The sequence below is a fragment of the Zhenhengia sp. genome (genome assembly GCF_046966505.1).
GTDB lineage: Bacteria > Bacillota > Clostridia > Lachnospirales > Cellulosilyticaceae > Zhenhengia > Zhenhengia yiwuensis.
The window spans coordinates 215,320-239,882 of record NZ_JBKVCH010000004.1; the positions used below are offsets into that span (position 1 = coordinate 215,320).

15 protein-coding genes and 1 other annotated feature are annotated in these 24,563 nt (G+C 34.7%); of the genes, 3 read left to right on the forward strand and 12 right to left on the reverse strand.

The genetic code is table 11. The features are described 5' to 3' along the window. Positions 1-258 precede the first annotated feature (258 nt). Together ACLTBU_RS06660 and ACLTBU_RS06665 are read right to left on the reverse strand one after the other, a co-directional pair. A complete protein-coding gene (locus ACLTBU_RS06660) occupies positions 259-2,820 on the reverse strand; it encodes a transglutaminase domain-containing protein (protein ID WP_412218261.1) in 2,562 nt (853 codons plus the stop codon). Positions 2,821-3,111: 291 nt separating this feature from the next. Continuing rightward, a complete protein-coding gene (locus ACLTBU_RS06665; RefSeq protein WP_412218263.1) occupies positions 3,112-3,630 on the reverse strand; it encodes a GNAT family N-acetyltransferase in 519 nt (172 codons plus the stop codon). A 557-nt stretch (positions 3,631-4,187) separates the two neighbouring features. Between ACLTBU_RS06665 and ACLTBU_RS06670 the strand changes: the two genes are divergently transcribed. Continuing rightward, a complete protein-coding gene (locus ACLTBU_RS06670) occupies positions 4,188-4,880 on the forward strand; it encodes a YjjG family noncanonical pyrimidine nucleotidase (RefSeq protein ID WP_320650706.1) in 693 nt (230 codons plus the stop codon). A gap of 47 nt (positions 4,881-4,927) precedes the next feature. Here the strand turns inward: ACLTBU_RS06670 and brnQ are convergent, their stop codons facing one another. The 3 genes from brnQ to ACLTBU_RS06685 all read right to left on the reverse strand — a co-directional run bounded on the left by brnQ (position 4,928) and on the right by ACLTBU_RS06685 (position 13,725). Continuing rightward, entirely contained in the window at positions 4,928-6,274 is a 1,347-nt protein-coding gene (gene brnQ, locus ACLTBU_RS06675; RefSeq protein ID WP_320650707.1) for a branched-chain amino acid transport system II carrier protein, read from the reverse strand. Between the two features lie 73 nt (positions 6,275-6,347). Then, positions 6,348-6,608, reverse strand: a binding site (T-box leader). Between the two features lie 117 nt (positions 6,609-6,725). After that, positions 6,726-8,948, reverse strand: a complete 2,223-nt coding sequence (locus tag ACLTBU_RS06680) for a glycoside hydrolase family 2 TIM barrel-domain containing protein (protein ID WP_412218264.1) — start codon at positions 8,946-8,948, stop codon at positions 6,726-6,728. Between the two features lie 121 nt (positions 8,949-9,069). Further along, positions 9,070-13,725, reverse strand: a complete 4,656-nt coding sequence (locus ACLTBU_RS06685; protein ID WP_412218266.1) for an Ig-like domain-containing protein — start codon at positions 13,723-13,725, stop codon at positions 9,070-9,072. A 221-nt stretch (positions 13,726-13,946) separates the two neighbouring features. Between ACLTBU_RS06685 and ACLTBU_RS06690 the strand changes: the two genes are divergently transcribed. After that, positions 13,947-15,008 (forward strand): PQQ-dependent sugar dehydrogenase, encoded by a 1,062-nt coding sequence (locus ACLTBU_RS06690; RefSeq protein WP_412218267.1) that lies wholly within the window; start codon positions 13,947-13,949, stop codon positions 15,006-15,008. 72 nt (positions 15,009-15,080) lie between these two features. Here the strand turns inward: ACLTBU_RS06690 and ACLTBU_RS06695 are convergent, their stop codons facing one another. Next, positions 15,081-16,451, reverse strand: a complete 1,371-nt coding sequence (locus ACLTBU_RS06695; RefSeq protein ID WP_412218268.1) for an MATE family efflux transporter — start codon at positions 16,449-16,451, stop codon at positions 15,081-15,083. 210 nt (positions 16,452-16,661) lie between these two features. Here ACLTBU_RS06695 and ACLTBU_RS06700 point away from each other — a divergent pair, with 210 nt between their 5' ends. Further along, positions 16,662-17,396 (forward strand): 5'-methylthioadenosine/adenosylhomocysteine nucleosidase, encoded by a 735-nt coding sequence (locus tag ACLTBU_RS06700; protein ID WP_412218270.1) that lies wholly within the window; start codon positions 16,662-16,664, stop codon positions 17,394-17,396. 46 nt (positions 17,397-17,442) lie between these two features. Here the strand turns inward: ACLTBU_RS06700 and ACLTBU_RS06705 are convergent, their stop codons facing one another. The 6 genes from ACLTBU_RS06705 to ACLTBU_RS06730 form a co-directional block, all read right to left on the reverse strand. Further along, positions 17,443-18,402 carry an ABC transporter permease gene (locus ACLTBU_RS06705; protein WP_177668766.1) on the reverse strand — a complete coding sequence of 320 codons (960 nt, stop codon included), beginning with the start codon at positions 18,400-18,402 and terminating at the stop codon, positions 17,443-17,445. Beyond that, a complete protein-coding gene (locus tag ACLTBU_RS06710) occupies positions 18,402-19,553 on the reverse strand; it encodes an ABC transporter permease (protein WP_412218272.1) in 1,152 nt (383 codons plus the stop codon). Before ACLTBU_RS06710 ends, ACLTBU_RS06705 begins: the two co-directional genes overlap by 1 nt. Further along, the gene (locus tag ACLTBU_RS06715) at positions 19,554-21,083 is read right to left on the reverse strand and encodes an ABC transporter ATP-binding protein (protein WP_412218274.1); all 1,530 of its coding nucleotides are present in this window, start codon (positions 21,081-21,083) and stop codon (positions 19,554-19,556) included. A 114-nt stretch (positions 21,084-21,197) separates the two neighbouring features. Continuing rightward, complete coding sequence (locus tag ACLTBU_RS06720; RefSeq protein ID WP_177668787.1) at positions 21,198-22,373, reverse strand: BMP family lipoprotein; 1,176 nt, start codon at positions 22,371-22,373, stop codon at positions 21,198-21,200. 43 nt (positions 22,374-22,416) lie between these two features. Beyond that, on the reverse strand, positions 22,417-23,709 hold the full coding sequence (locus ACLTBU_RS06725; RefSeq protein ID WP_177668789.1) for a hypothetical protein: 1,293 nt from the start codon (positions 23,707-23,709) through the stop codon (positions 22,417-22,419). Positions 23,710-24,184: 475 nt separating this feature from the next. Beyond that, the gene (locus tag ACLTBU_RS06730) at positions 24,185-24,409 is read right to left on the reverse strand and encodes a hypothetical protein (protein ID WP_412218277.1); all 225 of its coding nucleotides are present in this window, start codon (positions 24,407-24,409) and stop codon (positions 24,185-24,187) included. Between the last annotated feature and the right edge of the window lie 154 nt (positions 24,410-24,563).

A 24,563-nucleotide genomic window follows, 5' to 3' on the forward strand; every position in this document is an offset into this window, starting at 1 on the left:
TTATTTATATTATCATTTTGCTCTATATGCATCAATATATAGTCTGAATTTAATTATTTTTTTATAAAATTTAATTAAAATAGTGTAAAAAATGGAATCCATATTCTGTTGTTTTACATTTTTTAAAATTTATTATTTTTTATTTTTATTTTGTTAATATTTTTTATATTCTTTGTCAATCTTAGCAGGAACTCTTTTAATAGTATAAAAATAGAAGGCCCTAATACTATAAAAGTATTAGGGCCTTCTATTTTTATACTATTCTACTGCTAAGTATTTCAGTAACATTGTACCAATACCTACGTTATAACCTGCAATGGCCATAGAAGCAATCATAGGTTTATTCATAACATAAGCTAACGGAAGTTTCTTATCTAGAATTTCAAATCCTTCATAAAGATATGAAAGTTCTTCTTTTTCATATCCAACAAATACTTTAATAAATGGTACTGCTTCTAATGTTTTAACAAGTGTTGGATTATTTAAGTCTTTTTCTTCTTTTACAACAAGGATTACATTTGGTTTAAGTTCAAGATACTGCTCTTTGGCTTCGATCATTTCATTAAGAAGATGTTCTGTAGGTTCTGCGCCTGCATCTAAGAATGCTACAATATTATTACTTTCTCCTATTACTTTTGAAAGCTCACATACATCTCCGTTAGTATCCCTAAATGTAGTTTCATTAACTGCTGTTTCTTTTTGGTGTGCTGCATTTATTTCTGCAAGTGCTACTTCTACTGTCACATCTTCATTTTCTTTAATGTCCATATAGTAAAGGTTAGCATGTACTGTCCCACTTGCTTCTCTATTAACAGTTACAATGCGGTATTGTCCAGCTTCTACTGGATAAGTTACTTTACCATCTTGCCACTGGCCTGTTCCTAAGTAAAGTGTATGATATACACCATTTACATAGCGACCTACTGTGTAGTTTTTCATATATTCCCATACAGTATCGTCTTGTCCATGAAGTGTTAAGTTACTATTTTTAATAACTTCTTCTTGCACTGCACCTACTTCAATTTCTACCCAATTACCATCTTTGTAGTAACTCATATTACCATTTTCTTTATTTAAACGTGCTGGAATACCAAATGTACGGCATAATGCTACGAATAAAATTTTCTTAGCACTTACATGTCCCCATCTAAGTTTCATAACACCTACTGGTTGTGCACATAAATAAACGTTTTGCATACTTGTTGCAGTCACAATTGTTTCATCAACATAATCATAAAGACTTCTTGGATTATTTCTATAAGCTGCTTTACTTGCCTCATCAAACATAGCCTCTAACTGAGCTCTATAAGGCGTGATTTTCTCTGTAGCAATTCGAGGTGCAAGAATGCCTTTTACAAAAATTTCTTCTTCAAAATCGTCTTTAAACTGCATCGCATGTTCTAAGTGTGCTTTTAAAGTTTCACAGCTTGTATCTGACATATCTTTTTTATTCATTGTATCGAGCATCTTTACTTTATACTCTAACAGATCTTTTGTCTCTTCATCTTTAAAGAATGCTTGGATTTCTTCGTAATTTCCACGAGCTGCCTCTAAGTGTCTTGCTACACCTTCTTCAAATGGTGCAAAGTCCTTTGCCCATTCATTTGCTTTTTCTCCTAAGAAGAATGTCTCTACAAAAGCATTTCTTGTACGAAGGGCGTGCCCATGACGCTCTTCATGAAGGGCTTTCATTTCCTCAGTTACAGCATTTTCATCTGGAGATGCACCTTTTGGTGGTACAAGGGTTACACTTTCTACTGTCCCTGATGTACGTGCTCTGTCTTTAAGTGTAATCGTTAGACTGTCTGCTAAACGTACATCAATTTGATCAAAGGTTGCAATACCGTCTTTATGTACATAAACGACTAAATCGCCAAAACCAGTTGTAAATTTCACTTGCCCATTAGCATCTGTTACAAGTTCTGTAAGCGCTGAAAACTCAGAGTAGTTAATCACTTCAAATCTTACTTTTGCATTTTCTACCGGCTTATTCTCTTCATCTACTACATAAATCGTAATTTCTTTTGTCGATGCATAACGATCAAGTGTATTAACTTCCGTTGCACTATCTGTCTGACGTGTAATAAGTTCATTCTCTACAGTTGTAGCAAATACTTTACTTTGGATAAGCATACCACGGGATGCTGAAAGCTGGAACCAACCTGAGTCAAGTGTTGCTTCTGGTTCACATGCACCTAGGAAGTGCCACTCACCATCTGTCCATACTTCTACCCATGCATGGTTATCATCACAGTGTGCCCATCTTGGTGTGTATGCTTGTCTTGCTGGAATACCCACACTTCTAAATGCAGCCACGCCAAGTACAGATTCTTCACCACATCTACCATATGCATTACGGATTGTTGTAAGTGGACAAGTTGTTCTTGAATCTGTTGTTTGATAAGTTGCCTTTTCAAAACACCAGTAGTTGATAATAAGGGCTGCTTCTTTCATGCTTTTTCCTTCAATTCTTGGATAAAGCTCTTCAAAGAAATCGTCCTTATAGTATTCAATATTTTCATTACTCATACGATATTGAAGAACATAGTTTAAGAATAATCCCCCTGTAAGTTTATCTCCCCAAGGTACAATTTGACGTACTTTTAAAGCTTGTCTTACAAATTTAAGGAAAAGTTCACCATCATGGTTAGCAAGATCTTGTTCAGGCATAAAAGCATAAAGATACTTTAAGCAAACAGCCTCATCTTCTGTACATGTATCAAGTATGTCAAAAAGCTCTGTCTCTCTATTTTTAGCATTTTCTCGAACGACTGCAAAGCGTTCTTCAATGATTTGTTTGTGTTTATTACTTACTAGCATAGTTTTCCTACCTTTCTAGTTTTCCTTTATCAATCCTACTTAGTTATAGTACCATAGTACAACTTAAAATTAAATAAAACAACCTCTATAAATTGTTTATCTTTTCTTTTATTTTCGCGAAAGCACTTTTATACAACTTGTACATATTGTATATTTTTAAAGATTTAAAGTTATATTTTTTATAACTTGCATATAACCTTTTAAAACAACTTTCTAAGATATGGATTTTATTGAAATCCCCTTTGGCAAACTCTATGCTAGACTTACATCATTTGATGTAGCATGCACAATTTATTTCTTAACTAATTCTACAAGTATATTACCATGCTTTACTCTTTTTTTCTTAAACCCGACTTTTGCAAAAGCTTTGTGTGCAGTTTCACGCTCTGCTGGAATATCATCTTGAAGCCTCTCCAAACCGTATATATCAAAAGCTACTTGTACTAATAAATTTAGTGCCTCTTCACAGTACCCTTTCCCCCTATGCTGAGCTTCTATAATAATACCTACCATATGTGCCTCATAATGCTTATCATATCTAAAAGAGACTTCTCCTATAAACTGATGATTTTCCCTTTTCACAATATAGGCATAAAACCTATCTGGTCCTTGATTAATCCAAAAATCAAACCAACTCTTCCAGTCTTGCTTTCTAAAATAAATACATCCCGTTTCATTATCATAATCTATAAATTGTAAATGAAATCCTTTATTATAAGCCATAGTATCTGGTTGCAGTAAAATCTTCTGTCTATAATCTAACTCCTCTAATCTCGGTATATGTAAATATAGTCTATTCATACGCTCCATATTACTCCCTCTACTTTATCTCGCTTATTATATCACTCTTTTCAATCTATCTACTAACTCAAACAGAAATTATAGGACTTCTTACATCTCTGAGTATTTTTATCATAATCAAAAGGATATCTTACTGTCTGTACAATTGCAATTTTAAATTTATTTTTTATGTCCATCTCTTTCTCATTTATACTTCTATTTATAAATATTATATTATTCTAAACTACTTTTCCATTTTTCAATTCCATGATTTTCCAATTATTAAATCTATAGGTTTTACTTGAAAAAACTAAACTCAAATTCTATCTCTAAAAAATTTTTTAAATAATTTATTGTTCCCCTTACTTATACTCGCTTAATACTCATCCCCTCTCAAGCTCATACTTTAGAAAAAGCTCGTCTTTATAATAAAGCTACTTATGATTTGAAGCTATTAGAAAGAGAGCTTTTAGATGAAGATAAAAATTCCTATAAAATTTATTACGATCCTATTTTCTATCCTTCTCTCCTTTATTATGATAAAATCTATAACAGTTATAACTATACTACATAAGGGAGAAACGACTATGAAATATGATGTTATACTATTTGATGCTGATGAAACTTTATTTGATTTTAAAAAATCCGAAAGAGAAGCGTTTAAAAATGCTATGCTTGAATTTGGTATAGATTATGATGAAAGTTATCATTTACAAATATACCAAGAAATTAATACAGCAATCTGGAAAGAGTTCGAAGAAGGTCTTATCACACAAGCCAAACTGAAAATTGAACGTTTTGAAAGGCTAGCTACACGCTTAGGGGTTACATTTGATGCACAAGCATTCTCTACCTCTTATATGAAACACCTAGCAGATGCCTCTTTCTTATATGAAGGAGCTCTCGAGTTTATAGACAGCCTCTCTAAAGTATGTACATTAAGTATTATTACAAATGGACTTACCGATGTACAAACGAAACGTATTGGTCAATCTATTATTGCTCCATACTTTAAAGATATTGTCATTTCTGAAACAGTTAAGGTTTCCAAGCCAAATCCTAAAATTTTTGAACTTGCTTTAAATAATATTAATCATCAGGATAAAACTACTGTACTGATGGTGGGAGATAGTCTTACTTCTGATATACAAGGCGGAATTAACTTTGGTATAGATACTTGTTGGTATAATTCTGACAGACTTGCTAATACTAAGAATATCTCACCAACTTATGAAGTTGCAAATTTCGAGCAGCTTAAAGCTATAATATTTGCAGAGTAAATAAAAAGGATAGAACCCTATACGTTCTATCCTTTTTATTTATTTTCTTATTCTCCAGGAAGTTCTATGCTTAAATCTTCATTTATTTGCTCTTGCTTTACTAAACCTACTATATAGCCTGCAATTATTCCCACTAAAGCTGGCACAATCCATCCTAATCCTTGGCCATAGAAAGGTAATTTATTAAGTAATTGCGTTACAAAATTCAATTTAAATCCTAATGAATCTAATGCATAGATAATACTTACTACACCTGTAAAGAGCATAGTTAGACCATAAACATATCTATTGCCTTTAAATAATTTATCAAACATAGCAAGCACAATAAGCATGATTGCTATTGGATAAATCATATCTAATACAGGTATAGAAATCGAAAGAATCATATTAAGCCCCATATTAGCAAGAATCATACTTGAAAGGGATAAGATTCTAACCCAGTTTTTATATGTCATTTTAGGTACTAAAGTGGAAAAATATTGGCTACATGAAGTAATAAGACCTACACTTGTTGTTAAACAAGCAAGTGTAAAGATCACAGCTAAAAGTACAGCGCCTGGTTTACCAAATAAGTAAGACATAACATGTGTTAGAGTCTGTGCCCCATTTTCTGTCATTCCAAATCTTCCACCACTTGATGCTCCTAAGTGTGCTAAAAGTACATAAATAACAACTAGTAATCCACCTGCAATAAGACCTGCTTTAATAGAAGTTCTTACAACAGTCTTTTCATCCTCTACGCCTTTCGACTTAATCGCTAAGGCAATAACAATCCCAAAGTTTAAAGCTGCAATGGTATCCATTGTTAAATAACCTTCTAAAAATCCTTTTACAAAAGGTGACTCAGCATATTCTGCTACTGCACTGCCATATTCTCCAATTGGTCTGAATAATGAAGCGATAACAATCACAAAAATCATAGTTAATAATGTTGGAGTTAAAATTTTCCCCATACGATCAACAAGTTTAGTTGGCGATAGAGAAAGCCAATAGGCTACTGAGAAAAAGGCACAAGTAAAGATGAATCTTGCCCCAACTACAGACATACTCTCTGGAAGGTATGGTGCTACTGCCATTTCAAACGGAAGACTCCCAGCTCTTGGTATACCTAAACATGGCCCAATAGATAAATAAATAAGCACTGTAAATATAGTAGCAAATACAGGATTTACCCTTCTTGCTAAATTTTCAAGCCCTCCTGATTTTGCTACAGCAATAACGCCTAAAATTGGAAATCCTACTGCTGTAATGAGAAAGGCCACCATAGCAATCCATACTTTATTCCCTGCTGATTGGCCTAAGAAAGGTGGAAAAATCAGATTTCCTGCCCCAAAGAATAATGAGAAAAGCATAAGCCCTACGAATAATAGATCTTTTTTTGATAACTGTTTCATTTTACATTCTCCTCCTTATCACAACATCATTAAATTGATTTTTAGACAATAAAAAAACCGCCCCTTGTCTACAACAAGGGACGGGATTAACCGCGTTACCACCCTAATTCTATAAACTTCCTTTATTATTAATAAAGGTTTATAGCTCTCATTTCGTATCTACCAATACGCTTTTCCTATAACGTGGAAAGACTCCGGCAACACCTACTTAAAAACTGTTCAGCATTGCTTCTTAGAGATGATATTCAGCTATAATTTGAACATTGGCTTTCAGCATACACCAACTCTCTGGGGAACAAATTTATAACTTACTTTTTCTCTTCATCGAATTTATATGATGTGTTTTGTTCGTTGTTTATGATTCTACACAAAAATTATACATATGTCAACAATTAATTTTAATTTATATACGAACTTCTTTTGCCTGACTTTTTTATTTAATTTATTTTATCTAAGCCCTCTTCTCAAGTTCAATACTTATTTCTTCTTTATATCCACCATAGCTATTTACTTTTATTTTTGCTATACCTTCTCTACTTTCTATCTTTGTTCTAATCCAGAAAGCAATACTTCCGCCTGTTAAAGCAAGCTGCTTAGGTCCTATTACTTCTATATCCCCAAATGTTTCTATCTGAATACCTTCACTTAAGTACGGTAAGGTATTGCCAACCTGGTCTATAGCACGTACAACAACACGTGTTGCATCTAGTTCATCTGCATAGAGTTTATAATCATCTATTTCTACTTGTATTCCTGAATATACAGGGTTCGCAGCAAACTTTTTACTTACTACTACTTCATCTCCTACATAACCAATAAACTCTGCATCTGTCCAATGTGCTCCCCACTCACCATTATTCATGCTTAATACAAAAGGTGGTTGTTTAAGATATTGCATCTTAGGATCTGTATTATGGAATTGCCTTGAAAAGACACCTTTACTCACTCCACCTAATTTAACCTCTATCTTATTACAGTTAGTAAACACATGAATTGGGAATACAACCCCTTTATTTTTCTCCCCTCTTGCCCAGTAGGTAAGTGGTTCTATAACATAACCATGTTTTGGATCTCTTTGACTTTTGTAAACTGCTGCTGCAAACTTTGGAATTCTGAACATATCCATTACGCCATGGTAACAAATTCTATCTCCACTCCCAAAGTCAAAGTGTGTATTATAATCAAAAGCACACCAACCTATTGCACCAAGCACTTCATCTTTTTGTCTTGCCATACTTTGTACACGTCCATGTCTTAGCGCATGCTCTACTAATCTTTCTTCTTGATCAAACTTTTTAGTTGGGTAAATGTGACCACAGAATTCTGTTACCATATATGGTACAGGCTTTTCTGACCCTGTACAACGCTCCCTTGTTCTTAAGATATTCTCTGAACCATCATGGATAAAGTCATTCATCGTATAAATATCTTCTAAGAACTCACTTCTTTCCATGCATCTTACTCCTGATGTGGGCCTTGTATCATCTAGACTTCTTGCTAGTTTATTGGTTGCAGTATATAATTCATGGTCATCCCCAGATTCATTAATACGTACCCCCCATGTAATAATAGAAGGATGATTGTAGTCTCTTTCTATCATAGCTTTTACATCTTCCATTACCTTACTACGCCAATCTTCCCTCTGTCCAATATGCTGCCAACCTGGTATCTCTTCTAAAACCAATAGCCCTACTTCATCACATGCATCTAAGAAATAAGGTGACTGTGGATAATGTGAAGTCCTTACTGCATTAAGCCCAAGCTCATACTTAAGAATGTATGCATCTTTTTCTTGAACTCTCTTTGGCATAGCATATCCTACATAAGGATAGCTTTGATGTCTATTAAGCCCTAATAAAGTAAGTGATTTGCCATTTAAAGTAAGCTTATTCTCTTCTATATGTAGTTCTCTAAACCCTACTTTTAGACTTGCTTCATCATTCCCGATCTCACCTTGCATCCTAACTTTACAGTTATATCTATGTGGATTTTCTATATCCCATAATGTCATATTTTCCATTACAAATGGCGTGAAATCATATCTATGTATACCTTTTTTTACATCTAACTGCATCTCTACCCCATGGTCATTAATCTGTACCATAAGCTTTACACTTTGAGCCTCTTCTTTGCTATCAATTTCAATAATCGGTAAGCATTGTACTTTTCCCCGTTCACCATTATGCTCTAAAATAGTGTATTTAAAATATACATGATTAATATAAGCTTGGCTAAGTGTATAATGCCATACATCCCTATAAATCCCACCAAAGGTTAAATAATCTACTACATATCCAAAAGGTGGAATATCTGCTCGCTCTGTAGAATCTACCTCTACCAGAATCTTATTATATGCTCCCCTTTGTACAAAATCCGTAATTTCTACATGATGTGGGATATAACCGCCCTTATACTCTCCTATAAAAACATTATTTACAAAGATTTTAAAAGCTGTCATAACACCATCAAAAACTAAAAACTCTCTATCATTTCCATGTTCTATCCACAGCTCTTTCTCATAAAAGCTGATAAATTGATACATTTTTTCATCAAAATAATTATACGGTACTTCTTTATTAGCATGAGGCAAATTAACTTTTACCCCTTCTTCTTGCTTATCTATGCGATAAAACCATCCCTTATTGATACATGTTTTTTTGTTTGATGCAATCATATTGTTCCCCTTTCTTAGTATTTTCTAATCTATTTATATCTTGTCACATGATATACAATAAAAATACTAGCAGTAGATTCCTAGTACATTCCCTATATCCTTTATTTTTATTGATATATTCTTATTTAAAACTAATATGATAAATTTTAGTTTTTGTTACATCTCCATTTTCTGGGAGTACTTCTATTTGAGCTATGCTGTTTATATCTACCGCTGGAATCACTGTTACTTTAGCATGTTTTGTAGCATTTACTCTAATTTCTGGCATTCTATCCCCCTGCATATCACATACACAGTGTAATGCCTCATCAAAATTATCAAGTATATTGCATCCATCTACTAAAATTTCTGCTACTTCATAGTCTTCATATGCAATGGCTTCTTTACCATAAGCTTCAAGCTCTGTTATAGCGATACCTTGCTTATCCGCTTTTCTAATCATATTAAGACGAATTGCATAAGTATGGACTGGTTCAAATGTAAAGGTATGCATTCTTCCAGCTTCTACACCTACTTTATCTCCTTGGATTCCCACAACTGGCTTCCAATTTCCTTCCTCTGCTAATTCACCTTCTATTACATGCCCAAAACGATTTGGCGCAGCTGGCTCTCTATCTGGCACATAGTATTCAATTGTAAAGTTCTCTGGTGCACCTACTCCATGATCTTCAAAGAATCCTACTTTTACAGTATCCATATAACGTTTTGTAATATTACCACCTTCAGCAAAGAGAATACCTACCCACTCTTTATCTCTAGGTGCATGCTGCCAGTTACTCCATCTATTATGTTGCATTTCATCAAAAGCAATGACTGTATCATTAACATGTGAAATATTATCTTTTGAACCTTCTACATCATTTGTAAAGGATGCTAAAGCTGCTGGGAACTGAGAGCCTGTCCATTGTTTTGCGTAATTTTTACTTTCTTTAATTTCTTCTGCTACTTCAGTAATTCTCACACTTGCAGTAACTGGCATCCTAACATCTTCTAGCATTCCTGTAACTTCTACTATACCTACAGCACTGTAATTTACACAAGTCTCGTTCCATCTTACATAGCTTTCTGCTTTTGTATGGTCACTATAGTAAACCATTACTTTTTCAGGTAATTCTGCTGGAATACCTTTTACCGCTGCCACACTTACACTTTCTATAGCCAGAATGCCTTTTACTACAACAATAGCTTTAACTAAAAGTGCATATCCCTTTACTTTTCCTTCTACCTCAAACTGACCATAAGTATTGTAGTCTGTTTCTGAAAGTTCACTCCATTCTACTTCTACCATACGAGGAAAACCTACGTTAAAGTATGCTTTCACCATCTTTGGTAAGTTTGGACTGTTACCGACTGTACAGCCTATTTGAACTTCTTCATAAGCTACTACTTCTTTAACAACTTCATTCGGTACAATCGTTAAAGTTACTTCATCAGATGTAAGACTTATGCCTCCATAAATGACTTCTACAGCAACTTTTAAAGTACCTGCTGTATAGGCATAAATCTCACTTTGTACAAACTCAATATATGCTTTATCTTCTGTTGTTACATGATAATGAACTTCTGCTTTTGAAAGGTCTATTGCTATGCCATCTTCCTTGACTCCTTCTAAAATAAAGCCTACTTTTTCATCTTCTTTAATAAGTGTATGTTCTACTTTAAAGTTTACTTCTTTAAGCTGTGGCATAGCTTCGTCTATATGAACAATATATTTCTGTTTTATATGCTCATCTGCTTCTACTTCAACTATTACTACGCCTGTATAACTACTTGGTGGCACAATGCATACCTTTGCATTATCTTTGGCAACTGCAGTAATATGTGTAATTTGCTCGCCATATGGTACTTTCATTTCATAAATAAATGTATTCGGGTTAAAGCCTGCTACTTCCTTATTATTAATCATAAGACTTGTAAGCTCTGCTACGCTTGCCTTTTCACCTTGTCTGATAGCTACTACTACCACTTCAACACTTACTGTCGCCTCTACTCCATTTACAGTTCCCTCAACTGTTACTACACCCATTTGATTAAACTGCTGCTTACTAAGTTCATTCCATCTTATAGCTTGATTTACTTTACTTCCATCCGCCAGTACAGCTATTACGTTTTCAGGAAGTGTAGGCATCACACCTACTTCTGTTTTTATAGGGTAAACCTCATAACCCAATACTTCTTGCGATGTTTTTCTAGTATCTTCTACTGTATAAGCTGTTACATATGCCCCTTCTAGTCCCTTAGAAGATGCTTTAAGTGTAAAACTTCCACATTCTTCTGTTGCTTGAACAATAACAACGGCTTTTCCATTAAAGACTTTACGTTTCCATGTGCCATCGGCCTGTGCTTTATAGCGTTCATGACTTACAGGATTTCCATTATCGACTCCTACAATTTGCCCTTGTCCTATTATTTCAAATTGTACTTCATTATCTGCCGTTGGGACAAAGTTACCCCTTTCATCTTGAATATCTACTGTAATATAACAAAGATCCTTGCCATCAGCACGAATGACACTTCTATCTGCTTGTAAAGCTACTTGAGCTGCTTTATCTGCTGTTACAATAGTTTCTTCAGCTATTACTATGCCTTCTGCACTTTTAGCAACTGCTTGGATCTTAGTTCCCGGTCTATACTCATAATCTAATCGCCATTCTAAATACAGGCGATCACTTGTTTCAGATTGTTGTTGATAAGCAAAACCATAATCTGTTACTTTCTGAGCGAAAATTTTTTCACCTTGACTTACACCATCTATAAAGAGTTCAATACGTGGTGCATTAGAGTATACTCTAAGTGGAATCTTGCCATCTTCTCCTGTTACATGACTTCTAAGAGTATCATCTTCCCAATTCCAATGCGGTAAAATATGTACCATTGGCGCTTCGCTTACGCACTTCCATACACTTTGGTAAAGGTAATAATCATCTTTAGGGAAACCTGCTGTATCTACAATACCAAAATAAGAACTTTTAGGTGATAACTCATGACCTGGTCCTCCTGTATTATGCCAAGGTGTAGGCTCACCAATGTAGTCAAAGCCTGTCCAAATAAACTGACCTGCTATATATTTTCTATCTCGATCTGGAATCCATGAGTTTGTCGCTGTTTTTCCCCAGCCTACATGGTCATTATCATAAGAAGATTGTTGATAATCTGAATGATCCCCTGAATCATGACTTCCTAACCAATCTGGATGACTATATACACCTCTTGATTTAGTTGCTGAAGAAGTCTCCGAACCATAAATCACCCAATCAGGATGCTTTGCATGTATGCTATCATAGTTTTCTTCTGCATAGTTAAAGCCTACAGTATCCTGCACAGCAGCGATATCTTCATGACCACCTTCACCTGTACCAAATCTAAATTTATCAGCACCTTGTGTAATGCCTCTTGTTGGATCTACTTCATAAACCCACTTTTTCATATTTTTAATGGTTTCTAAAGAACGTTCATCTCCACTTGCTTCACTTACTTCATTTCCTACGGACCATTTAATAATACATGGGAAGTTACGTCCTCGTTTTACCATACGTTTAAGATCAAACTCTGCCCAAGTTACAGTATTAGCACCATCTGGATGAGAAGTGGACCCTTGTGAGAAGAAACGTCCTAAGTCATATTGTTTCTTTCCACCATACCAAGTATCAAAAGCTTCATCAATAACAAGAAGTCCTTTTTCATCACAGATACGTAAAAGCTCATCTGCCGCTGGGTTATGAGTCACACGTATTGCATTAGCACCCATATTCTGCATAATCTCCATCTGACGCTCAATAGCACGCGTATTCGCAACAGCTCCAAGTGCTCCTTGGTCATGATGCATACATACACCTTTAAGTTTCATCCACTCACCATTTAAGAAGAAACCTTCCTTGGCATCAAATTTAATCCATCTAAAACCACATCTTGTTTTATAAGTATCTACAACTTCTCCTTCTACAACAACTTCCGTAAGCATTGTATAAAGGTTAGGCTCTGCTGTAGACCAAAGTTTCGGCTCAGATACAACGATTTGTTGATCTACCTTATCTATTTGGCTAGCAGCTATAGTATATACTTCACTTTCTACCGCCTGTGCTACTACCTCATTTGTTTTATAGTCTAAAAGTGTAGAACGCACTACAACTTGTTTATCTGATTCTGAAGTATTTTTTACTTCTGTCTGAATATGCATAGTCACTTTGCCTGTTACATACTCCTCTTCAATAAACGGTGTCGTAACGAAAGTTCCGTATTCTACTACATGTACTGACTCTGTTACAATCAGCTCTACATCACGGTAAATTCCACTTCCTGAGTACCATCTACTACTTGGCTGTTCATTTATTACTTTAACAGCAATAACGTTTTCTGTTACCCCATCTGCAATGATATAATCTGTTAAATCATATGTAAAAGGCATATAACCATTAGGATATTTCCCAACTTGCTTTTCATTCACATAGACTGTGCTATCCATATAAACACCGCCAAAATGAATAGCAATTCTTTTATCTTTCATTTCTTGTGGTAAAACTAATTTCTTACGATACCAACCTGTACCACCATCTAAGTAACCGGCTTCTGAACCTACTAAAGAATGTTCGATATTAAAGTCAAACTCAATACTCCAATCATGTGGTAAATTTAACTTTCTCCATTCAGAATCATTGTAATTGATTTTATAGGCATCACTTATATCCGCCCTTGGATGATTAACATCTCCCGCCCAGCAAAATGTCCAATCTTTGTTCATTTCTATCTTTCTGTCACTTTGTGTCCCTCGAATTGTCATATAGTTTCTCCATTTCTCACATAAATTACTTGATATTTTTAAAATTTTACTATCTAGATTATACTATTTTTATTATTATTTACAAAGTACTAAAATACCTTTATTTTATTTTAATATCTAAAATTTATTTTCAATATCATAAATTAAGAGGTCCCATCATCCCAAGTTATGAATAATATACTTATAAGACCTATATTATTCATAATCTGGAGAATAGACATATGAAAAAAATATCCTTTTCAAATTCAAGAACTTTATCATCCAGACAATTTCCTTATGCTATTAGAGCTATAGCACAAAATCTATACGTACCTTGGGCTATAGCCATTAGCAGTGAAGGTAACTTGTATTTCACAGAACGCTCTGGCTCAATTAGAGTCATAGAATATGGCGCCCTTCGCTCCGAGCCCCTGATCACTTTACCTCCACCTTTTATAAGTACCGGAGAAGGAGGTCTAATGGGTATTGCTTTAGATCCTAACTTTACTCAAAATCATTATCTCTACGTTATGCATTCTTATACTCAGAATAATCAAATCTACAACCGTGTTATAAGATTGCTTGAAATCAGTAATAGAGCTTCTATTGACCGTATTATTCTGGACCAAATACCTGGCGGAAGGATCCACAACGGTGGAAGAATAAAAATAGGTCCAGATCAAAAACTTTATGTGACAACTGGTGATGCAGGTAATGCCATGCTAGCCCAAGACCTTCAAAGCACAGCAGGAAAAATACTGCGTATAGCATTAGATGGTAGCATTCCTATTGATAATCCTTTTCCATCCTCTCCTGTCTATAGTCTAGGACATCGTAATCCTCAAGGTCTAACTTGGAATTTTCAAAATACCTTATACGCCTGCGAACATGGTCCTTCTGCTCATGACGAAATCAATATTATCTATCCTGGTGCTAATTATGGTTGGCCTCTAGTACAAGATGATGAAATTGCGCCAAATGTTATAGTTCAAAAACCTTTAATTCATAGTGGGCAAAATACCTGGGCTCCTTCCGGTCTGGTATTTATCAAACATGGACCATGGCAAGGTAAGCTACTTGTAGCTTGTTTACGTGGCGAGCAGCTCCTTGCTCTCTTATTAGACCCATATGGTACCCTTGTAACACGTATGGAAGTATGGCTTAAAAACGATTACGGGCGTTTACGCGAAATAATAGAAAGCCCTGATGGCTCCCTTTATTTAACAACTAGTAATCGTGATGGTAGAGGTATTCCTAACATAGCTGATGATCAAATACTCCAGCTCATTCCTAGATCAGTTTAAAGTCTTCTATAAAAAATACCTTAAAATCATTGGTATGATTTTAAGGTATTTTTTATGTTCTATATGGAATATTTAGGCCTCTACAACCTCTTCAGATGTAGTTTTCTTAAAGGTATACATCCAATTTGATTTCAAGTAGTAAATGAGGAATATAATAGAACTTAACGACCATGTAAGTGGATAAGCCCAGAAGATAACTTGAATATCATGTATAAAATGAGTCGCCATTGTAACATAAATAACACGAATCATACACCAACAAGCCAACATAACCATCATTGGAATAATAGACTTTCCTGCTCCTCTTAATATACCTGCCATACAATGTGAAAAGGCCAGTAAGAAGAAGAATAACGCAATGGTTCTAGCTTGAAGTGTGCCATACTGAATAACCTCTGGATCACCATTAAATAATGCGATGAGCTTTGGTGCTATAATAAAGAAAATAATCCCTATAGTCTCTGCAAGTAATGTAGAAACAGCTATCCCAAAGTAAGTACCTTTTTTAGCACGCTTATACTGACCAGCTCCTAAGTTTTGTCCTATAAATATAGTCATGGACATAGCAAAACTTGTAATAGGTATAAATACAAAGCCCTCTATCTTAGAATAAGCCCCACATCCCGCTACAGCAACTGCATCAAAAGAATTGATGTTAGATTGCACAACAATATTAGCAAGTGCAATGACAGAGTTTTGAATACCAGATGGAATACCCATCTTTAAAATCTGTTTAAGCATATCTATATGCAAAGCAACTTTCTTAAGACTTACTTTATATACATCCTTTGTACATATTAAATGACGGAATGCTAAAAAAGCACTTACAGCTTGAGCTATAACTGTAGCAATAGCTGCCCCGCCTATACCCATATTAAAAACTACAACAAATAATAAGTCTAAAACAACATTTGTAATAGATGAAATAATAAGGAAGTAAAGTGGACGTTTACTATCCCCTACTGCCTGGAATATGCCACTAGCTGTGTTATACATAACAATAGTCAGTATACCTCCAAAATAAATTCTTACATATAGAACTGCATTAGGAAATACAGATTCCGGCGTTCCCATCAGCTTTAAAATCTCAGGAGCAAGTATTGAGCCAAGAACAGTTAATGTAAGGCCAGCTATTAATCCAAAACAAATAGTTGTATGAATAGCCCTTTGTACTTCCTTTATATCCCCCGCACCAAAATAGCGTGAAATGACTACACCAGCACCTGAGAATATACCACCAACCAGACCTACAAGCAAAAATATAAGCGATCCAGTTGAACTGATCGCAGCAAGTGCTTCTTTACCTAAAAAATTACCAACGATTAAGGAGTCTACAGTATTGTATAACTGCTGAAATAAATTCCCCCAAAAAATCGGCAAGGCAAATTTAATAATTTTCTTATAAATGGATCCTTCAGTCATTAACATTACATTTGATTGCATCTTCTAATCCCCCCTGTAGCTCTAAGCTTTTATAATAAAATTCAACAAATGTAAAATATTATATATCACCACAAACTATTATATTGCATATATTAATTTTTACAAGTGCTTATAGTCCTATAAATTCTCTCTATATCTTGCTTTTATAACAGATACATGCTATAAATAGAGCAAACTTTATGTTTATTTCATTAAAGGAGCGTTAGTAATATGACACAAATAAATGCAACACTTCGCAAAACAATAGGAATCATTGGTGCAATGGATGAAGAGGTAGAAATCCTAAAATCAATGATGGAAGTAACTGAAACAGTTACAAAAGCAGGCATGACTTTCTATAAAGGTATACTCCATGGCCAAGAAATCGTTCTTGCACGCTCAGGTATCGGTAAAGTAAATGCAGCTGTATGCGCACAGCTTATGATTACTCTTTTTGACATTAACTACCTCATTAACTCTGGTGTAGCTGGTACACTTCATGCAGACATCAACCAAGGAGATATCGTCATCTCTACTGATGCTGTACAACATGACGTTGACACAACAGTGTTTGGCGACCCATTAGGTGCTATTCCACGCCTCGGCGTAACTTTCTTCGAAGCTAACCAATCACTTATTGATTTAGCTGAAAATGCTGCTAAGAGCTTAAACTTTGAAGGTGTATCTATCTTTAAAGGACGTGTTGCAAGTGGTGACCAATTCATAGCTGGTGGCTCAGTAAAAGACCGTATCCAATCAAACTTCGCACCTTCTGCAGTAGAAATGGAAGGCGCTGCTATTGCCCATGTAGCTTATTTAAACAGCGTACCATACGTTATTATCCGTGCTATTTCTGATAAGGCAGACGGTAGTGCTGACCTATCTTACGAAGAATTTTTACCACTAGCAGCTAAACATGCAAGTTTATTATTAGAACAAATGGTGAAGCTTTCAGTCACCCTATAACCAGATATTAAAAAAGAGCCTACCGGCTCTTTTTTTGTACCTCCTATTATCTCTTCCCTTTATCATAAATCTCACCAAGCGCTCGTGGTGGATTATTATTTTTAGAGAAGAAGATAAGAAGTATCATGGTTAGAATATAAGGTAAGGTCATAATTAAATCTGAGAAACTACTCGGAAGCTCTAATACACTACTTACCATGTAACCACCTGATCTTGCAAAACCAAATAGAATACACGCAATAAGAGTCGGTACAATTTTCCAGTTTCCAAAAATAAGTGCAGCAATTGCTAAATAGCCATATCCTACATAAATACTTGAAGAAAAGTTTGCAGAAATAGAATAAGCAAAACAAATACCTCCAAGTCCCGCTAAAGCGCCTGAGATCATAATCGCACTAAAACGTATTTTAGCTACATCTACCCCCCCTGCATCAACTGCATGTGGATTGTCCCCACATGCACGTAAACGCATACCATATCTTGTTTGATATAAAACATACCAAGCAATAATAGCAATCACAATAATAATGCCTTGAAATGGATAAATATCTTTAAAGAAACCACCTATTACAGGAATTTCTGAAAGACCTGGAATAGAAAAACGCTCTAAAACACCTAATACGAATTTAGAAGAAGGCTTACCAAATATTACAGTGTTCAGCTGGCTTGTTAAAAAGCCTGTTAAAGCAATAGCTAAGATATTCATCACAACACCACTAATAACTTGATTTGCTTTAAATTTTATACATACCAATCCATGTAACATGGCATAAATCATACTGCCTAGCATTGCAAAGAAAATAGCAATATAAAAAGGTATGGAGGATTGAGCTGGAAATAAATTTTGTGTTAAAACAACTGCTAAAGCACCAGTAAAAGCCCCCATTCCCATAAGACCTTCAAGCGCTAGGTTAGTTATACCACTACGTTCGCAGTAAATGCCCCCAATAGCTATAATAAATAATGGTAATGCAAAGGCTAGCCCGTCAATAATAATTGTTTCCATTATACCTCCTCCTTCTTATACTGTCTTAAACTTTCTTCTGTCACTTCATCTTTCATACGTTTAATACGATATTTGATATAAGCTCCACATGCACTAAAAAGTAAAATAAGCGCTGTAATAACTGCTGCAATCTCTTGTGGTACACCCGCTGTTGAGCTCATATAAGTACTTCCCTTACTAATAATACTGATAAGAAAAGCTGAGAACATGCTACCAATAGGGCTTGCATTTCCAAGTAAAGATACAGCAATGGCATCATAGCCTACTGATGAAAGCACTTTAGGTTGAATAGATGTATTATATCCTAAGTAGAAAGTTACACCTGCAAGTCCTGAAAGAGCACCTGAAATAAGCATTGCTATAACGATTGTACGTCCTACATTAATCCCTGCATATCGTGCTGCCTTTTGATTAGCTCCTACTGCTTTCATCTCATAACCAAGCTTTGTTTTATCTAATATAAATTTTAGTCCAAAAGTCGCTATGATAGCTAAAATAATTCCTAGGGGTACTTCCATTTTCATACCTAAAAATTCTACGTTTCTTAAGGTTAAAGAAGCTGCATCTGCTATTTTTCTAGATTGACGTGATACAACATCTACATAGTACATATTAATGAAGAAACTAATGACATATTGAAGAATATAGTTCACCATAATACATGAAACAACTTCATTAATATTGAAACGGTATTTCAGATAACCTACAATCCCACCTACTGCAGCCCCACATATCACCCCAATTAAAAGAACAAGTGGTTTGGCTATATAACTCTCCATATTACTATATCCAACAATAATGGTTGCCACAAAACCTGCTAAAAGCATCTGGCTAGAAACTCCAATATTGAAAAGGCCTGCTTTAAAAGCTACAGTTACAGCAAGTGCCGCAAAAATCATAGGCGTTAAAGCATTTAGGAAACTCATAAAATCCGTGAGCGTACCTTTATGTGCCGCATAAGATTCTTTTGGCAGTATACCTGTGCCTTGTAAGAGGTTATGATAAGCATTTACCGGGTTTTTTCCCACTACTGCAATAACAATAGCACCTACAATTAAACTCATTAGAATTGCAAAAATAGGAATGAGTATACCCTGACGCTCTTCATTACCTAAAAGTTTTACTATTTTTTGTTTGATGTTCGTCTTCATTTAAGCCTGTACCCCCATCATGTATTCTCCTACTTGTTTCGTTGTTAATGACTTAGCATCCGCAATTTGCTTAATTTGTCCATTGTAAATAACACCAATAGTGTCTGCACAGTTCATTACCTCTTCAAGCTCAAGAGAGATAAGCAAGATCGCCTTACCTTTATCACGCTCTGCAATAATTTGCTCATGAATCTTCTCAATAGCACCAATATCTAATCCACGAGTAGGCTGAACAAAAATAATGAGTGGTACATCTCGTTCAATCTCACGTGCAATGATAATTTTTTGTTGATTACCACCACTCATACTACGTACTTGCGTCTTAACACCCTGTCCACTTCTAATATCGTACTTCTCTATCATCTGATTGCCATATGTATCAAACTTTTCTCTTTTTAAAATGCCTTTTTCACAAAATTCTGATTTGAAATAGTCTTTTAAAACTGCATTTTCTGCTACTGTGAAGTCAAGTAGAAGACCATAAGTTTGTCTATCTTCTGGAATATAACCTATGCCTACTTCTGTACGTTTACGTATGCTCATATGCGTAATATCTTCATTATTAAGAAGTATTTTTCCCTCTGTTACAGGCATAAGTCCTGCAATAGCATCCGCAATTTCTACCTGTCCATTGCCTGATACCCCTGCAATAGCAAAAACTTCACCACTACGTATAGAAAAAGAAACATCTTTGACAACTTCAAAGTTATTTTTATCTTTCACTGTTAAGTGCTCTACTTTAAGCACTTCTTTACCGTACTTTGGCACTTTTTTTGCCAATTCAAAGGTTACTTCTCGTCCTACCATAAGTCTTGCCATTTCTTTAGTAGAGGTAGTAGCTACTTCACACATCTCTACGAGCTTTCCTCGGCATAAAACAGCACAGCGGTCTGCAATCTTCTTAATCTCTTCTAACTTATGTGTAATTAGGATAATTGTTTTACCATTATCTCTTAAATTTTTAATAACTTGGAGTAAAAATTCAATCTCTTGAGGCGTAAGTACAGCTGTTGGCTCATCAAAAATGAGAATCTCTGCATCTCTATAAAGCATTTTAAGAATTTCTACACGTTGCTGAACAGATACTGTAATATCTTTAATAATACTTGTAGGATTAACCTCTAATCCATATTGTTTGGAAAGCTCTGCAACCTTTTGATTGGCTTCCTTTATATCTACATAAGGTAAAAACCCCCATCTTTTTTTCTTTGGTTCAATACCTAATATAATATTTTGTGTGATTGTATAATCTTCTACTAACTTAAAGTGCTGGTGCACCATCCCTATATTAAGTTTTGTTGCTTCATTCGGTGATGTAATATTCACTTTTTCTCCACGTATAAAGATCTCCCCTTCATCAGGTTCATACATTCCAAAAAGCATACTCATAAGTGTAGACTTACCAGCACCATTTTCCCCAAGTATAGCCAATATTTCACCTTTTTTTATCTTGAGTGTTACGTCATCATTAGCTATAATCCCCGGAAATTTCTTAGTAATATGTCGCATCTCTACAATGTATTCACTCATAATCCTTCCTCCTTCACTTCTTATAAACCGTTTTATTCTATCTACCAAATAGGGGAGCTATCTGAATAAAAATCTATTAAGATAGCTCCCCTATTACCTATTTATTTATTCTACTTATTTATAGCTTGGAAGTCCTGGGAAACTTTCTGGTGTCACACCATTGAAGTTCGCTGCTGGAACAACTTCGCCTTCTTTTACAAGAGCATAAATCTCTTCCATTTTTGCTAATGTATCTTCTGAAAGCTGATGACGTCCCTCTTCTTTCACATATCCTGTTGAGTCTGTATCTGCTTGACGTAATTCATTTGCCCCTTTGAAAGTTCCATCCACTACTGATTGAAGTACTCTTTCTACGTTTGCATCCATTACTTTTAACGCTGATGTTAAGATAATGTTTGCATCACCATTTTGTCCATCATCAAATTGGTCAACATCACAACCTATAACTTTTACATTACCTGCTTCTTTTGCCGCTGTAAATACACCATTACCTGCACCACCTGCTGCTACAAAGATAATGTCACAGCCTTCTTTAATTAAAGTTGAACCGATTACTTTACCTGTAGATTCATCTGCAAAATCTCCTACATAGTTACCGCCAACATTTGCACCTGTTACATCTGTTCCTGCATAAGAAGGAAGTTCTACAAGTTCTACATTTTTACCAAACACTTCATTTACGTAGTTTACACCACTTTCGAAACCATATTGGTAGTTAACATTTGATGGAAAAGCGATACCATTTACAACTGCAACTTTATTTGTTTGTGTTTCAAGTGCTGCTGCGACCCCTGCAAAAAATCCACCTTCTTGCTCTGCAAATAGCATAGAGTATACATTATCAAATACTGTTTGATCATCTACAGCTGCTGGTTCTGAATCTACAAGGATAAACTTTTTATCTGGGTTTTCATTAGCAATTGTTGAAATACCTGCAAATTGGAAACCTGGTGTTACAATAACATCATAATCTGCTACGATATCACTTACTGCTTGTACAGCAGCTGATGTATCACCTGTTGGTTCTTGGATAGCTGTTACTGTACTTGCTGGGTTATTTTCAATGAATTTTAAAATCCCATTGTAGTTATTTTCATTAAAGTTACCATCGTCTACGCCTGTAATACTTGTTACGATAGCAATTTTTAAACCGTCTTTACCTTCTGTTACTTCTACTTGTGCTTCTTGTTTTGGCGCTTCTGTCTGCTCTGCACCTGCCCCTGAACATCCTACTAGCCCTGTCATTGTTAAGATTCCCGCAACTACTAAACCTATTAATTTCTTTTTCATGATTTAATCTCCTTCAATCCTCTACCTGTTGTGGTGTGGTCTATTATTGGTGACTCTCTCCTGTTAAATAACGATAGAATGCATCATTACACCATATTTTCACTTGTTCTACTTCTAGTGTTTCATCAATCGCTTCAAATCCTTTTAGTACCGCTTCTTTATCTTGAGGTAAGCAGAAAGGATTTAATGAGTAATCTCCATCTGTGATTACGTTATTATAAATCTCTTTGTAACCTTCACCCATTTCTACGCTTGAAACGTAAAGTGGTTGCCACCAAGATGCGAATAGTAGTCCTTCTCCTTCTTTGTTATTATCATCTTTCTTTGCATATGCTTCAACAAGCTCATTAAATCTTACTTTATCATCTTCAGTCTCAAATTCAAAAACTAAATCATATTCTAAAGAATTTGCTAACATAAACTCTTCACTTATAACTTCTACACGGTAATCTGGTGTTGCTGGTGGTACATCTCCCCACTCAGGAAGATACTGAAATACAGATGTTTTAGGTTCTAATTGAACTTTTGCAACAATACCTTCACTGTTAAGTAATCCAATAAGCTGCAATGCATGAGTTGTTGTACTATGTCCGTAGCGAAGTGTTAATTCTGGAATAAAGTTAGCACTATATTTGCTGTTTAATAAGTTGTAACCTGTCGTTACACCATTTAGCACTGCCTCTTCTCCAATCTTTTGAAGCTTTTCATTTTCAAAGAGTACTGCTTCTTCACGTGCTTTAATAAGTTTTCCGTAAATATCAGATTCATTTGTGTATCCGATAAAATTACGTGTTTTACCATTTGCATCAGCGACTGCCATTAATAAGTTAATAGCTTGTTCTTTGCTCATAATGCTATTTGAAGTCATATTTTCTAATGCCACTTCATTTATAAGACCTGTATCTAACGCACATGCTATGTATGGTGCATATTGATTATTTATTTGAACTGTTACTTTATCAGTGATTTTATCTTGTTTATACCCAAGCGCTAATTCCTCAAAGTTAGCACCTATAACCGCAAGTCTTACAGCTTCTACAAACTTTACTGTATCTGAGTCTTTTAAGTCGCTAAATTTATGATCAGAAACTTTTTCCATGGCATTCATGAAGAATTCCCCTGAAATCACTTCTGGTATATTATTAATTTCAAAATAAACCTCTAAGTATCTTGCATTATTTTGTGTTTCTTTATTTTCCACTTCAGTTTCTGAAGTATTTTGTACTACACTGATTGGTTTTGCAAAAACTTCTGCATAATTACATGCTTGAATTCCTATAAAAGCTGATAATAAAAATGCTGCATATCTTTGTGTTAATTTAAACTTTCTAGACATTATTTTCTCAATCCTTTTACGTTAAATTTTCTAGTAACTATCTTGTCTATTTTGATGCTTTTGCTCATCACTTACGAACTTTATTTTATATTCTTTTAGGATATTGTCAATTTTTCATACCTATTTTTAGCCCTTTATTTATACTCCATTTTATACACTTTTTCCATTAAAATATTCAGCAAATTAACAATAATAATCTTTTATTTTAAAAAAAGCTCACTCTTATACCTTATTTACTTCTTTAAAACTATAAAAAAAGTTAAATACCTAGTCTAATTTTATTTTATTCACTCACCCATATGTAACCTTTTCACAAATCGAACATTTTTATAAAAAAGATAAATATAATTCGTTTTATCCTGCCTGTTCTAATGTTTGTCCCTTTTTCGTACCATCGTTAAATTAACTATAAAAAACATACTATATTCAAAAATCCTGCAATGCCTCGTATTGTTAAGACATTGCAGGACCTTTATTACTTATTATTTACTTTACTTTTTAATTTCTTTAGGAATTCGTCTTTGAGTGTATTCTTATCTTCAAGCTCTTTAATTTTATGATTAAGATATTCAATATACTCTATAGTTAGCTTAGCCCCATTTTTATTAACAACATCCTCACTCTCTAAAAGTTCCGTAAGCCACTGCATAGTAGAATTTTTTCTCATTTCATTGTACGTATTATCTTGTTTGAAATACATAGTTACTATCTCCTTATTCGATCAACTTATAAATATACTTACCTCTATAATCTGCTCAAACTTTTTCTAGGCATTTTCATTGGGTTCCATCACTTTTATGTTTATACTTCTTTTGATAAAACCTCTTACTTTAGAACTTATTATAGGATAAATT

Bases quoted from the DNA above. Each gene is read 5' to 3' on its own strand.
- ACLTBU_RS06660 (WP_412218261.1), bottom strand. From the start codon at position 2,820: ATGCTAGTAAGTAATAAACACAAACAAATCATTGAAGAACGCTTTGCA.
- ACLTBU_RS06665 (WP_412218263.1), bottom strand. From the start codon at position 3,630: ATGGAGCGTATGAATAGACTATATTTACATATACCGAGATTAGAGGAG.
- ACLTBU_RS06670 (WP_320650706.1), top strand. From the start codon at position 4,188: ATGAAATATGATGTTATACTATTTGATGCTGATGAAACTTTATTTGAT.
- brnQ (WP_320650707.1), bottom strand. From the start codon at position 6,274: ATGAAACAGTTATCAAAAAAAGATCTATTATTCGTAGGGCTTATGCTT.
- ACLTBU_RS06680 (WP_412218264.1), bottom strand. From the start codon at position 8,948: ATGATTGCATCAAACAAAAAAACATGTATCAATAAGGGATGGTTTTAT.
- ACLTBU_RS06685 (WP_412218266.1), bottom strand. From the start codon at position 13,725: ATGACAATTCGAGGGACACAAAGTGACAGAAAGATAGAAATGAACAAA.
- ACLTBU_RS06690 (WP_412218267.1), top strand. From the start codon at position 13,947: ATGAAAAAAATATCCTTTTCAAATTCAAGAACTTTATCATCCAGACAA.
- ACLTBU_RS06695 (WP_412218268.1), bottom strand. From the start codon at position 16,451: ATGCAATCAAATGTAATGTTAATGACTGAAGGATCCATTTATAAGAAA.
- ACLTBU_RS06700 (WP_412218270.1), top strand. From the start codon at position 16,662: ATGACACAAATAAATGCAACACTTCGCAAAACAATAGGAATCATTGGT.
- ACLTBU_RS06705 (WP_177668766.1), bottom strand. From the start codon at position 18,402: ATGGAAACAATTATTATTGACGGGCTAGCCTTTGCATTACCATTATTT.
- ACLTBU_RS06710 (WP_412218272.1), bottom strand. From the start codon at position 19,553: ATGAAGACGAACATCAAACAAAAAATAGTAAAACTTTTAGGTAATGAA.
- ACLTBU_RS06715 (WP_412218274.1), bottom strand. From the start codon at position 21,083: ATGAGTGAATACATTGTAGAGATGCGACATATTACTAAGAAATTTCCG.
- ACLTBU_RS06720 (WP_177668787.1), bottom strand. From the start codon at position 22,373: ATGAAAAAGAAATTAATAGGTTTAGTAGTTGCGGGAATCTTAACAATG.
- ACLTBU_RS06725 (WP_177668789.1), bottom strand. From the start codon at position 23,709: ATGTCTAGAAAGTTTAAATTAACACAAAGATATGCAGCATTTTTATTA.
- ACLTBU_RS06730 (WP_412218277.1), bottom strand. From the start codon at position 24,409: ATGTATTTCAAACAAGATAATACGTACAATGAAATGAGAAAAAATTCT.